General features: G+C 44.2%; 11 protein-coding genes. 7 read left to right on the forward strand and 4 right to left on the reverse strand.

The features are described from left to right. Positions 1-91: 91 nt before the first annotated feature. From OCV19_RS02235 to metK, 3 genes are all read right to left on the reverse strand, one after another. Positions 92-592 carry a SprT family zinc-dependent metalloprotease gene (locus OCV19_RS02235; protein ID WP_048605835.1) on the reverse strand — a complete coding sequence of 167 codons (501 nt, stop codon included), beginning with the start codon at positions 590-592 and terminating at the stop codon, positions 92-94. Between the two features lie 80 nt (positions 593-672). Further along, positions 673-1,470 (reverse strand): DUF2189 domain-containing protein, encoded by a 798-nt coding sequence (locus OCV19_RS02240; protein ID WP_065675462.1) that lies wholly within the window; start codon positions 1,468-1,470, stop codon positions 673-675. Between the two features lie 368 nt (positions 1,471-1,838). Then, positions 1,839-2,993 carry a methionine adenosyltransferase gene (gene metK / locus OCV19_RS02245; protein WP_017062234.1) on the reverse strand — a complete coding sequence of 385 codons (1,155 nt, stop codon included), beginning with the start codon at positions 2,991-2,993 and terminating at the stop codon, positions 1,839-1,841. Positions 2,994-3,350: 357 nt separating this feature from the next. Between metK and tkt the strand changes: the two genes are divergently transcribed. The 5 genes from tkt (at position 3,351) to mscS (ending at position 10,414) form a co-directional block, all read left to right on the forward strand. Next, positions 3,351-5,345: a transketolase gene (tkt, locus tag OCV19_RS02250; RefSeq protein ID WP_050644133.1), complete on the forward strand. Its 1,995-nt coding sequence runs from the start codon at positions 3,351-3,353 to the stop codon at positions 5,343-5,345. A gap of 213 nt (positions 5,346-5,558) precedes the next feature. Beyond that, on the forward strand, positions 5,559-6,608 hold the full coding sequence (gene epd, locus OCV19_RS02255; RefSeq protein WP_065675480.1) for an erythrose-4-phosphate dehydrogenase: 1,050 nt from the start codon (positions 5,559-5,561) through the stop codon (positions 6,606-6,608). Positions 6,609-6,774: 166 nt separating this feature from the next. Further along, entirely contained in the window at positions 6,775-7,938 is a 1,164-nt protein-coding gene (locus OCV19_RS02260; RefSeq protein ID WP_017059064.1) for a phosphoglycerate kinase, read from the forward strand. Between the two features lie 155 nt (positions 7,939-8,093). Beyond that, positions 8,094-9,170, forward strand: coding sequence for a class II fructose-bisphosphate aldolase (gene fbaA / locus OCV19_RS02265; RefSeq protein ID WP_010435694.1), 1,077 nt, complete (start codon positions 8,094-8,096; stop codon positions 9,168-9,170). A gap of 377 nt (positions 9,171-9,547) precedes the next feature. After that, positions 9,548-10,414, forward strand: coding sequence for a small-conductance mechanosensitive channel MscS (gene mscS, locus OCV19_RS02270; RefSeq protein WP_065675463.1), 867 nt, complete (start codon positions 9,548-9,550; stop codon positions 10,412-10,414). Positions 10,415-10,509: 95 nt separating this feature from the next. On the opposite strand, the gene OCV19_RS02275 is transcribed toward mscS, so the two are convergent. Then, positions 10,510-11,139: a LysE/ArgO family amino acid transporter gene (locus OCV19_RS02275; RefSeq protein ID WP_065675464.1), complete on the reverse strand. Its 630-nt coding sequence runs from the start codon at positions 11,137-11,139 to the stop codon at positions 10,510-10,512. Between the two features lie 142 nt (positions 11,140-11,281). Here OCV19_RS02275 and OCV19_RS02280 point away from each other — a divergent pair, with 142 nt between their 5' ends. Together OCV19_RS02280 and OCV19_RS02285 are read left to right on the forward strand one after the other, a co-directional pair. Beyond that, positions 11,282-12,178, forward strand: a complete 897-nt coding sequence (locus OCV19_RS02280; RefSeq protein WP_065675465.1) for a LysR family transcriptional regulator ArgP — start codon at positions 11,282-11,284, stop codon at positions 12,176-12,178. 111 nt (positions 12,179-12,289) lie between these two features. Further along, positions 12,290-13,003: an oxidative stress defense protein gene (locus OCV19_RS02285; RefSeq protein WP_065675466.1), complete on the forward strand. Its 714-nt coding sequence runs from the start codon at positions 12,290-12,292 to the stop codon at positions 13,001-13,003. The last annotated feature ends 89 nt before the right edge of the window (positions 13,004-13,092 follow it).

Below are 13,092 nucleotides of genomic sequence, written 5' to 3' on the forward strand. Positions count from 1 at the left end.
AAGACTGATAAAAGTATGATAAACATCAGTCTAGCACTCAAATGTTAGATCTCTCTATTAGATTTGTTCTACCGAGTAAATCAACCTGTCACTAGCTTAGTTGAATTCCCGTGAAAGCTAAGGTTTGCTGGCACAATTGGCAGCGGTAGGTCGATTGATTCCGAAGTACTTTGTTGTGTCGTCTGATTGATAATGGGTAAGTGGTGCACTCACATCGATATTCAAAGGTTTTCCCTTGAACTGACGCGATTTCAAAGCTGTGAGTTGTTCTGGCTGGCACGTTGAATACTTTTTCCATCACGTATTTCCACTCGTTTCCGTGAGGTCTAACACGTCCGAAAACCTGATGCGTGATCAGGTGTGCGAGTTCATGCGGCACAACTTCGTTGATGAAGGCGTCTTCATTCTCAGCGAATAGTACGTGATTGAGCTTAATTTCGTTGAGCTGAAGGTAGGCCTTTCCCGCCGCTTTGCCTCTTAACTTGAAGGTGATAATTGGGTGAGGGAATTCACGAGAGAAATGTTGATTTGCGATAGCTAGGCACTCGGCCAATTTCTTATTTGCTCGATGTTGTTGCGGGGTGTAAGACAAACGTTGTTAACTCCAAATAAAAGGCCTCAGCGTTTAAGCTAAGGCCTCATCATAACATTGCTCGTTAATATGGCGATTATTTATAGATGGTGATTCTTCTTGATGATCTCGTGATAAGCATGCCATGTACCATAGCCAAGTAGTGGCATGGTGACGATCATTCCTATGCCGTAGGTAGCAAACCCCACCAGAATACCGGCACAAATAATACTCGCCCATACCACCATCGCAGGGATGTTCGATTTCACGGCATTAAAGCTAGTGAAAATCGCACTCATCACATCGACGCGTCTCTCCATCATTAACGGAATTGAAAATGCTGAGATGCTAAATATGAGGCTTGCGATAACAAAACCAATCACAGAACCCGTAATTAAGAAGGGAGCGAACTCAGCCAGTGGTGCGCCTTGCACTGAAGGGTAGAGCGCGTGCAATAACGCAGCGATACGCATCCAGAATATCATCACAACCATCAATACGATCGCAAAAGCCCATTGGTGGGTTGAGTTACGAGTGATGGCTTTCATCGAATGCAGCAGACTGGCGTTGTGGCCTTTTTCTCTTTCCCAAGCTGCGTCATATAAGCCTAAGGCAAGAAACGGCCCTATTAGCATGTACACGATCAGGCTTGGCATCACGACCAAGTGTGTTCCTTGCCATTGGACAAGCTGAACAATGGCAATTGCCGCTCCCATGAAGCACAAACCGTAGAATGCGCTGATTAATGGCATTCTTACCAAGTCATGCAGAGCAAGCGACAACCAATGAAAGGGTGCGGAAATACTGATTTGGTTACAAGGAATGGTGCGAGCGTAATCCTTATCGCTGACCTTGTGTTTTTTATCGTTCAGTTCGGATGGGTGCGCGGTACGAGGCATAGATCCCCCTAGTTAAATAACGTCCTAGTTATAATTCCATAAGGCTCATCGATGTGGCTTGTGTGAGAGTTATGGGGTTGAGCTAAATTGCTCTTTGTCATCCCAGTTTTTGTTCTAGCGTGCATTTAACGAACGTTATCAGACTGAATTAATTTAAGTTAAATGTGAGCTTGATCGCTTAGGAGTTACCTTAACTATTGTCAGTAGTGTTAGAAAACACAAATTATCAGCGGCTTTTTATACTAAGTGGTTAACGGTAAAGAAGGGCGTTATATAAGAGAATGGCGAGTGAAAGTAAGGTAAGTACATAAAAATAAAGCCCTTACTAAGAAGTAAGGGCTTTAAAGAAACAAATCGCAGTGGCTAAATTATTTTAGGCCAGCGAAGTCCGCAAGGATTGCTGCTTTGTCAGTCGCTTCCCAAGGGAACTCTTCACGACCGAAGTGGCCGTATGCAGCAGTCTGCTTGTAGATAGGCTGAAGAAGGTTCAACATCTCTTGAAGACCGTATGGACGTAGGTCGAAGTTTTGACGAACTGCTTCAATGATAATTTCGTGAGCTACTTTTTCAGTACCAAACGTTTCAACCATGATAGATGTTGGATCAGCAACACCGATAGCGTAAGACAGTTGAATCTCACAGCGGTCAGCCATGCCAGCAGCAACGATGTTTTTCGCAACGTAACGAGCCGCATAAGCTGCAGAACGGTCTACTTTTGATGGATCTTTACCAGAGAATGCACCGCCGCCGTGACGAGCTGCGCCGCCGTAGGTATCAACGATGATCTTACGACCTGTTAGACCACAGTCACCCATTGGGCCGCCGATTACGAAACGGCCTGTTGGGTTGATGAAGAAGTTAGTGTCTTTGTTGATCCACTCAGCAGGAAGTACTGGCTTGATGATCTCTTCCATTACTGCTTCACGTAGGTCAGGTGTTGTTACTGAGTCGCAGTGTTGAGTCGAAAGAACAACAGCGTCGATACCAACGATCTTACCTTGGTCGTATTGGAACGTAACTTGAGATTTCGCATCTGGGCGAAGGAAGTCAAGTTTACCGCTCTTACGTACTTCAGCTTGCTTTTTAACAAGAAGGTGAGAGTAAGTAATTGGAGCCGGCATTAGGATTGGTGTTTCGTTAGTCGCGTAACCAAACATGATACCTTGGTCGCCTGCGCCTTGCTCTTTAGGATCTTCTTTATCAACACCTTGGTTGATGTCTGGAGATTGCTTACCAATTGTGTTTAGAACAGCACAAGAGTCAGCGTCAAAGCCCATATCAGAATGAACGTAACCAATTTCACGTACTGTTTCACGAGTGATTTCTTCGATATCAACCCATGCAGACGTTGTTACTTCACCGCCAACCATAACCATGCCGGTTTTAACGTAAGTCTCACAAGCAACACGTGCTTTTGGATCTTGTTCCAAGATGGCATCAAGAACAGCATCAGAGATTTGGTCTGCAATTTTATCTGGATGGCCTTCTGAAACAGATTCAGAAGTGAATAGGTGCTTAGCCATGAGAGCTCCACTTTTAGTTTTTGGTATAAATAGTTTATGGCGTCGCAAGCTAGGAAGCGCCGCCATTAAATACAGTATATTTTGTAGGTGTTTCTACATCTAGACGGCTATTCTAAATTCCAGCGGTCGAATTACAAGCTCTTTTTTATGATATGTCATAACTAATCGTTTGCGTATGGATTGAGATAAGCCACTGCCAAGTGATGTAAATGTTCGAAAATTGCGAAAAATGACCGTTAAAATGCCAGTAAAACGTTTGCAGTCGCAATAGTCGTTTGAGAGAATACCCGCGCTAATAAAAATGAAAACTTTAGCAATTATCTCTTTTTTAAATCGCTTATGTACTCAGGAGCAGACATGCCTTCTCGTAAAGATCTAGCCAATGCAATCCGCGCACTTAGCATGGACGGTGTTCAACAAGCAAATTCAGGCCACCCAGGCGCACCTATGGGTATGGCTGACATCGCTGAAGTTCTTTGGCGTGGCCACTTGAACCACAACCCTGCAAACCCAGAGTGGGCTGACCGTGACCGTTTTATCTTGTCTAACGGCCATGGTTCAATGTTGATTTACTCTCTGCTTCACCTTGCAGGTTACGAGCTTTCAATTGAAGACCTGAAAAACTTCCGTCAACTGCACTCTAAGACTCCAGGTCACCCAGAGTACGGTTACGCTCCTGGTATCGAGACAACGACTGGTCCTCTAGGTCAAGGCATCACTAACGCTGTTGGTATGGCAATGGCTGAGAAAGCGCTTGCTGCTCAATTCAACAAAGAAGGCCACGACATCGTAGACCACTACACTTATGCATTCATGGGTGATGGCTGTCTGATGGAAGGTATCTCACACGAAGCATGTTCTCTAGCAGGTACGCTTGGTCTTGGTAAGCTGGTTGCTTTCTGGGATGACAACGGTATCTCTATCGATGGTGAAGTGGAAGGTTGGTTCTCTGACGATACACCTAAGCGTTTTGAAGCTTACGGCTGGCATGTAATCCCAGCGGTAGATGGTCACGACTCTGACGCTATCAATGCAGCGATTGAAGCGGCTAAAGCAGACCCTCGTCCAACTCTTATCTGTACTAAAACTATCATCGGTTTTGGTTCTCCAAACAAAGCAGGTACGCACGACTGTCACGGTGCTCCACTAGGCGCTGATGAAATCACAGCAACTAAAGCTGCACTGGGTTGGGAACACGGTCCTTTCGAAATCCCAGCGGATATCGCAGCTGAGTGGAATGCAAAAGAAGCAGGCGCAGCGAAAGAAGCAGCGTGGAATGCTAAATTTGACGCATACGCAGCGGCTTACCCTGAGCTAGCAGCAGAATTCAAACGTCGTACTAACGGCGAGCTTCCTGCTGAGTGGGAAGAGAAAGCAAACGCAATCATTGCTGATCTTCAAGCTAACCCAGCAAACATCGCTTCACGTAAAGCATCTCAAAACGCACTAGAAGCGTTTGGTCAAATGCTTCCAGAATTCATGGGCGGCTCTGCTGACCTTGCGCCTTCTAACCTAACTATGTGGTCTGGTTCTAAGTCTCTTGAAGCAACTGACTTCACTGGTAACTACATCCACTACGGTGTACGTGAATTCGGTATGACGGCTATCATGAACGGTATCGCTCTGCACGGTGGTTTCGTACCATACGGCGCAACGTTCCTAATGTTCATGGAATACGCGCGTAACGCAATGCGTATGGCTGCTCTAATGAAAGTTCAGAACATCCAAGTTTACACGCACGACTCTATCGGCCTAGGCGAAGATGGTCCTACTCACCAACCGGTTGAGCAGATCGCTTCTCTACGTTTAACTCCAAACATGAGCACATGGCGCCCATGTGACCAAGTTGAATCAGCAGTTGCTTGGAAACTGGCTATTGAGCGTAAAGATGGTCCTTCATCTTTAATTTTCTCTCGTCAAAACCTTGCACAACAAGATCGTAACGCTGAGCAAGTAGCTAACATCGCTAAGGGTGGTTACATCCTGAAAGATTGTGCTGGTAAGCCAGAGCTAATCATCATTGCAACTGGTTCTGAAGTTGAGCTTGCAGTTGAAGCTGCTGCACAACTAACCGCTGAAGGTAAAGCAGTACGCGTAGTATCTATGCCTGCAACTGACGCGTTCGACAAGCAAGATGCTGAATACCGTGAGTCTGTACTTCCATCTGACGTAACTGCACGTATCGCAGTAGAAGCTGGCATTGCTGACTTCTGGTACAAGTACGTTGGTTTTGGTGGCAAGATCATCGGTATGACAACGTTCGGCGAATCTGCACCAGCAGGCGAACTATTCAAGATGTTCGGCTTTACGACTGAAAACGTAGTAAACACCGCGAAAGAGCTTCTTGCTTAATCATTGATTGCTAGCTTAGTGCTAACAATGAAATGAATAAAAAAACCGAGCGCCGAGCTCGGTTTTTTGTCTCTGGGATTTGTTTCTCCTAGACTCATCTCTATAAGCAACAGATCAATCTGTCATGAACAAGCTGAGTTATTCAAGTAATGCCTTTTGGGTAGGATTCAGTTATCATCTGTTGCACGAAATTTTGGTTAGATGTACGGAACTATGCTAAAAGTCGCGATAAATGGATTTGGACGAATAGGGCGTAATGTATTACGCGCTGTCTATGAAAGTGGCAAAAGCCAACAAATCAAAGTAGTAGCTGTCAATGAGCTTGCTCAGCCTGACGCTATGGCTCACCTATTGCAGTACGACACCAGTCACGGCCGCTTCGGTAAGAAAATCTCTAACGATCAAGAGCACATTTATGTCCATCATGGCATTGGTGCTGAAGACAAGGGTGAGTTTGATACCATTCGTATCTTACATCTTGCTGATATTGAGCTGCTGCCTTGGCGTGACCTTGAGGTGGATATCGTTCTCGATTGTACCGGTGTTTATGGTTGCCGAGATGACGGCCTCGCGCACATTGCTGCAGGGGCGAAAAAGGTACTGTTTTCTCACCCCGGAGCCAATGACCTCGACAACACCATTATCTATGGTGTGAACCACGATACCATCGAAGCGGACCACCGAATCGTTTCCAATGGTTCGTGCACCACCAACTGTATTGTCCCTATCATTAAGGTTCTTGATGACGCCTTTGGCATTGAGTCCGGTACGATTACGACTATTCACTCTTCAATGAATGATCAACAAGTTATCGACGCGTACCACAGCGATTTGCGTCGTACTCGAGCAGCAAGCCAATCGATCATTCCTGTCGATACCAAGTTGCATAAAGGTATTGAAAGAATCTTCCCGAAATTTTCCAACAAATTTGAAGCTATATCTGTGCGTGTGCCGACGGTAAACGTAACAGCGATGGATTTAAGTGTCACAATTAATGCAAATGTGAAAGTTAATGACGTAAATCAAACCATTGTTAATGCATCCCAGTGTACATTACACAATATAGTTGACTATACTGAAGCGCCGCTCGTTTCCATCGACTTTAATCACGATCCCCATAGCGCAATCGTTGATGGTTCACAAACTCGAGTGAGCAACGGCCACTTAGTTAAAATGCTAGTGTGGTGTGACAATGAATGGGGCTTTGCGAACCGAATGCTAGATACGGTTCTTGCAATGCAAGCTTCTGAAGGCAAGAAGTAAGACCTAGAAGCAAATGTGCGGATTATTTATTTTTTAGCTTGAAATAAATACTAAGAGTCCACATATTATTGGTAGTGAAAGAATTACCAGTTGAATAATTTATAGGCTTAGCAGGGTTGCTGAGTTTCCAAAACTTTATATTTATTTAAATTTGAGAGGACAAATCATGTCTGTGATCAAGATGACTGACCTGGAACTTGCAGGTAAACGCGTATTTATCCGTGCTGACCTAAACGTACCAGTAAAAGACGGTAAAGTAACTTCAGATGCACGTATCCTTGCATCTCTACCAACTATCAAACTTTGCCTAGAAGCTGGCGCAAAGGTAATGGTTACTTCTCACCTTGGTCGTCCTACTGAAGGCGAATACAACGAAGAGTTCTCTCTAGCTCCTGTAGTTAACTACCTAAACGACGCACTAGACTGCGAAGTTAAACTAGCTAAAGATTACGTAAACGGCCTAGAGCTAAATGCTGGTGAACTTGTTGTTCTTGAAAACGTTCGCTTTAACAAAGGCGAGAAGAAAAACGAAGAAGCACTTTCTAAGCAATATGCTGCACTATGTGACATCTTCGTAATGGATGCATTCGGTACAGCTCACCGTGCTCAAGCTTCTACACACGGTGTTGGTACTTACGCTCCTGTAGCATGTGCTGGCCCTCTTCTAGCTGCTGAGCTTGAAGCGCTTGGTAAAGCAATGGACAACCCAGCTCGCCCACTAGTGGCTATCGTTGGTGGTTCTAAAGTTTCTACTAAACTAACCGTTCTAGAATCTCTTTCTAAAATTGCTGACCAGCTTGTTGTTGGTGGTGGTATCGCGAACACATTCATCGCTGCTGAAGGCCACAACGTAGGTAAGTCTCTATACGAAGCTGACCTAGTTGAAACTGCTCAGAAGCTAATGAAAGAGTGTGCTATCCCAGTAGCAACTGACGTTGCGTGTGCTAAAGCATTCGACGAAAACGCAGAAGCTGAAATCAAGCACGTTTCTGAAGTTCAAGACGACGACATGATCTTCGACCTTGGTCCAGATTCAACTGCGGCACTAGCTGAAATCATCGGCAACGCGAAAACTATCCTTTGGAACGGCCCTGTAGGCGTATTCGAATTCAAGAACTTCGAAGCGGGTACAGCTGGTATCTCTAAAGCAATCGCTGAGTCTGCAGGTTTCTCTGTAGCAGGTGGTGGTGACACGCTAGCAGCTATCGACAAGTTCGGTATCAAAGCTGACGTTTCTTACATCTCTACTGGCGGTGGCGCTTTCCTTGAATTCGTTGAAGGTAAAGTACTTCCTGCAGTAGCAATGCTTGAAGAGCGTGCTAAAGCATAATTGATTTAGAAAGGCGAGATGTGAATCTCGCCTTTTAACGTTTGCTGCATATCACACTTTTTTGCTAGAATGGCATAAGTTGTGAGCAAATGATTGCAAGTTTTTAAACTTAAGTTTTTTAATCTTAAAACGATAGAATAAATAGGACTATTTCCATGTCTAAGATCTTCGACTTTGTAAAACCTGGTGTGATTTCTGGCGATGACGTACAGAAAGTATTTGAAGTAGCAAAAGAAAACAAATTTGCTCTTCCTGCTGTAAACGTTGTTGGTACTGACTCTGTAAACGCAGTACTAGAAGCAGCTGCTAAAGTTAAAGCTCCAGTAGTTGTTCAGTTCTCTAACGGCGGCGCTGCATTCTTCGCAGGTAAAGGCGTTAAACTTGAAGGTCAAGGCGCACAAGTTCTTGGCGCTGTAGCTGGTGCAAAATACGTACACGCTGTAGCTGAAGCTTACGGTGTTCCAGTTATCCTGCACACTGACCACGCTGCTAAGAAACTTCTTCCATGGATCGACGGTCTACTAGACGCTGGTGAAGAGTTCTTCGCACAAACTGGTAAGCCTCTATTCTCTTCTCACATGCTAGACCTTTCTGAAGAGTCTCTAGAAGAGAACATCGAAACATGTGCTAAGTACCTAGAGCGCATGGCTAAAATGAACATGACAATCGAGATCGAACTTGGTTGTACTGGTGGTGAAGAAGACGGCGTTGATAACTCTGATATGGACGCATCTGAGCTTTACACTTCTCCAGAAGACGTAGCATACGCTTACGAGAAACTAATGGCTGTTAGCCCACGTTTCACTATCGCTGCATCTTTCGGTAACGTACACGGTGTTTACCAAGCTGGTAACGTTGTACTTACTCCAACTATCCTACGTGATTCTCAAGCATACTGTGCAGAGAAGTTCGGTATCGCACCTAACGCTCTAAACTTCGTATTCCACGGTGGTTCTGGTTCTTCTGAAGCAGAAATCCAAGAGTCTATCGGCTACGGTGTTATCAAAATGAACATCGATACTGATACACAGTGGGCAACTTGGGACGGTATCCGTCAGTACTCTGCTGACAACTTCGATTTCCTACAAGGTCAAATCGGCAACCCAACTGGCGAAGCTGCTCCAAACAAGAAGTACTACGATCCACGCGTATGGCTACGTGCTGGTCAAGCTTCAATGGTTGCTCGTCTAGAGAAAGCATTTGCTGACCTTAACGCTGTAGACGTACTATAATTCTTTGAATTAAGTACTCTTTAAGTTTTAAAAACCCGCTCATTGAGCGGGTTTTTTTATATCTGATAAAAACTTGTACTAAATATGTGAAAAACCTAGCGTGCGGTGAATAAATTTCGTAGTCTTTTAGTTATCGGTATTTGTGTTTATCGGTAAGTTTTAATAATTCAAAAGCTTACATAAATATGACTTTGCAATCTGTCAAAGATAGGATATCGTGCCGAAAAACTGAACTTGGTTCAGTTTATAAAAAGGACTTGGCTTTAATTTACTTTTAACACAATGACTTAACGGTAATTACACTGTTTATTATATTGCAGAGTAAATGAGGCTTAAGGCAGTTTAGCCCATAGCATATTATATAGAGGATGCACATTATGGCTGATAGTTCGACAGCGATTGAGACTCCACTTGTGGATGGTTTGTCTCAAGCAGAGCAGTGGTTAACAAATAATTCAGATTTATTTATCCAATATGGCGTAAATATCATTTCAGCACTGATAATTCTATTTATTGGTAACCTTATTGTTAAAGCAGTAGCGAATAGCGTGTCTAAGGTTCTTCAGAAGAAGAAAATGGACCGAGCCGTTGTGGAGTTCGTCCATGGTTTAGTTCGTTACTTGTTGTTTGTGATTGTTTTAATTGCTGCACTTGGTCGTCTAGGCGTTCAAACTGCATCTGTGGTTGCTGTTATTGGTGCGGCTGGTTTAGCGGTAGGCTTAGCGTTACAAGGCTCACTATCTAACTTTGCAGCTGGTGTACTTATCGTTGCATTCCGTCCATTCAAGTCTGGTGACTACGTGGAAATTGGTGGTGTAGCAGGTTCGGTTGATTCAATTCAAATCTTCCAAACAGTTCTAACAACGCCAGACAACAAGATGGTTGTAGTACCTAACGGTAGCGTTATTGGCAGCCCAATTACTAACTACTCTCGTCATGATACGCGTCGTATTGATCTAATGATTGGGGTTTCTTACAACGCTGATCTTCAAAAGACAAAAGCGCTACTGACTAAGATTTGTGAATCTGATGAGCGTGTACTGAAAGAGCCAGGTGTTCAAGTTGGTGTTCACACACTAGCAGACTCTTCAGTAAACTTTGTTGTTCGCCCATGGGTTAGCACTGCAGAGTACTGGAATGTTTACTTCGACCTGATGCAAGCAATCAAAGAAGGCTTGGATAATGAAGGTATCGAAATCCCATTCCCGCAAATGGATGTACACATGAATAAAGTAGAAGCTTAATTTCTAGTTAGTTTTTATAACTATAAGCTTTTATAAGGAAAGGCGGATAACTTAGGTTATCCGCCTTTTTTGTTGGTTTTCTAAGAAAAACAGATTTACCAGTATTGTTCAATAAGTCCATTGGTAAGCACAGCTGCTATGGCGAACATCATGGTTGCTACCACGATATCGATGCCTTTCTTAACCTTAGGTTTAGATAGCGTCGGGCCTAGTTTTGCAGCGCCTAATGACAAAGAATAAAACCAGACGAACGAAGCCAATATAGTCCCCATAGCAAACGCAATTCTGTCGTTGCCTTCAAATTGCCCACCAATGGATCCAAGGATCACCACGGTATCCAAATAGAGGTGTGGGTTTAATACTGTTACTGCCAATGCCCCCAAAATAACGGTGCGCTTGCCACGCGCCAATATCTCACCTTTCGATTCGTCACTGGTGCGCACTTTGAATGCACTGCGTAGTGAGAGCAAACCATACACAGTCAGAAAAGCGATACCACCGAGTGTTACGGAGGTAAGTAGTAACTCATTTTGCGACAAGATCGCTCCGCCGCCAAAAATACCTAATGAGATAAACAGAGTATCGAGCAGGCTACAAATCGTTGCTGTCGTTAAATGATGATTGCGTTTTATCCCTTGATTTAGGACGTACGCATTCTGAGCGCCAATAGGGATAATCATACTTGCCCCTAGACCAAAACCTTGTAATAAAACCCAAAAACTCATTTTAACCTCCACTTATTTAACGATATTTACGAGCTATATGGCGAAGATACTCTGACCCTTTAAATAAGTATAATTAATGATTTTAATACATTATTAGAGTTGCTAATGTAGTGGTGGGTTAGCTTAAAAAGGAAGCAAATTGATGCGCGGATTGGATTATAAATGGATAGAAGCGCTGGACGCTGTGGTGAAACAACGTAGCTTTGAAAGGGCTGCTGAGCAGTTATATATCTCCCAGTCGGCGGTATCTCAGCGCATCAAACAGTTGGAAAAGTGGTTGGCTCAGCCTGCCTTAGTGAGAGAAAGCCCGCCTAGGCCAACGCCTGCGGGTAAAAAATTACTGGGCTTATATCGCCGTGTTCGTTTGTTAGAGCACGAGCTTGTGCCTGAGTTGATGAATGAAGAGGGCTCTCAGCCACTATCGATATCCATAGCCACCAACGCTGATAGTTTGGCGACATGGCTGCTACCGGCTTTGTCGGATGTGATGAAATCTCGCCAAGTCGAGTTGAACCTCGCGATTCATGGTGAGTCGAGAACCATTGAAAAGATAAAAAGTGGCGAGGTAGCCGGTGCAATCAGTTTGGAGTCTCAAGCGATTCCAGGCTGCAGTGCCGATTATCTCGGTAGGATGGATTATGTTTGCGTGGCTAGCCCTGATTTTCATCAGCGTTACTTTTCTGATGGCGTCAACTACGCCACGTTAAGCAAGGCACCTGCGGTTTCCTATGATCAATACGATGATCTGCATAAGAAGTTTTTGCATGATCATTTTAACGTCCCGAGAGACAGTGTGATCAATCATACAGTCGGCAGCTCGGAAGCATTTGTACGTTTAGCGTTGTCGGGTGTTGCCTATTGCTTGATTCCTCGATTGCAGATTATCGATGAGCTAGAGTCTGGTGATCTTATTGACATTACCCCTGGCTTTCTGCTGTCTTATCGCATTTATTGGCACCATTGGCAGCTCGAGAGTGGGGTGTTAAAAGAGGTATCCCAAGCGATATTAAGTTTTGCTCACAATCACTTGCCTCAGTAAGCTGTTGATTTTTTCAGCGTCAAAGTTCTGTTAGAAGTGCGTGCTCTGGATTGGCTACACGATAAATTGCTCTATGATGAAAGTACATTTGTTTAGCATAGGTCATACCTAATGAAGCTTGTACCAAAGATGTTAGCAACGTCTCTTACTCTTACTGCGGCGTTGAGTGCTGTGAGTTTTCCATCATTGGCAGACTCTCCATCCTTTCCTCATATTTCAACGACAGGCTATGGTGAAGTGATCGCGACACCTGATATGGCGACATTCTCTGTGAGAGTCGTGGAATCGACGATGACTGCTGAACAGGCTAAAAATACCGTTGATAAAGTCGTGACAGGCTTTCTAAATAAGTTGTATCAAGCTGGTGTTGATGAGGCGAGTGTTCATAGCTCAAACCTGTATCTATCTCCTCAATATCACTACCCGAAAGATGGCAAACCGGAACTGGTTGGCTACCGCGCTTCACGTAATGTGACCGTTCAAGTGACTGAGCTAGCTAATCTTAATGAGTACATGGATATTGCTATTGGAGAAGGCATTAATCAGATCGACAACATTCAGCTTCAAGTTCGAGATCAAGCCAAGTATCAAGAGCAAGCGCGCTTAGAAGCCATCAAGGATGCGCGATCGAAAGCTAAATCATTAGCGAGTGGGTTTGAGCGTGAGTTGGGTGATGTTTGGCGTGTTGATTACAACGCACAATCTTCTCAGCCTGTGTTAATGCGTTCAATGGCGATGGATGCGAGAACAGAGTCGAACTCTTATGAAGACTCAACGATCACCATTCGCGACCGTGTTAATGTGATCTACCAGATCGAAGAATAAGATAGCGCTATAGAGGCTTTTGGATCACGGTGATCTAATTACCTACGATAGGCCAAATACTAAAAAGGCTCTCATAATGAGAGCCTTTT

The organism is Vibrio celticus (assembly GCF_024347335.1).
GTDB lineage: Bacteria > Pseudomonadota > Gammaproteobacteria > Enterobacterales > Vibrionaceae > Vibrio > Vibrio celticus.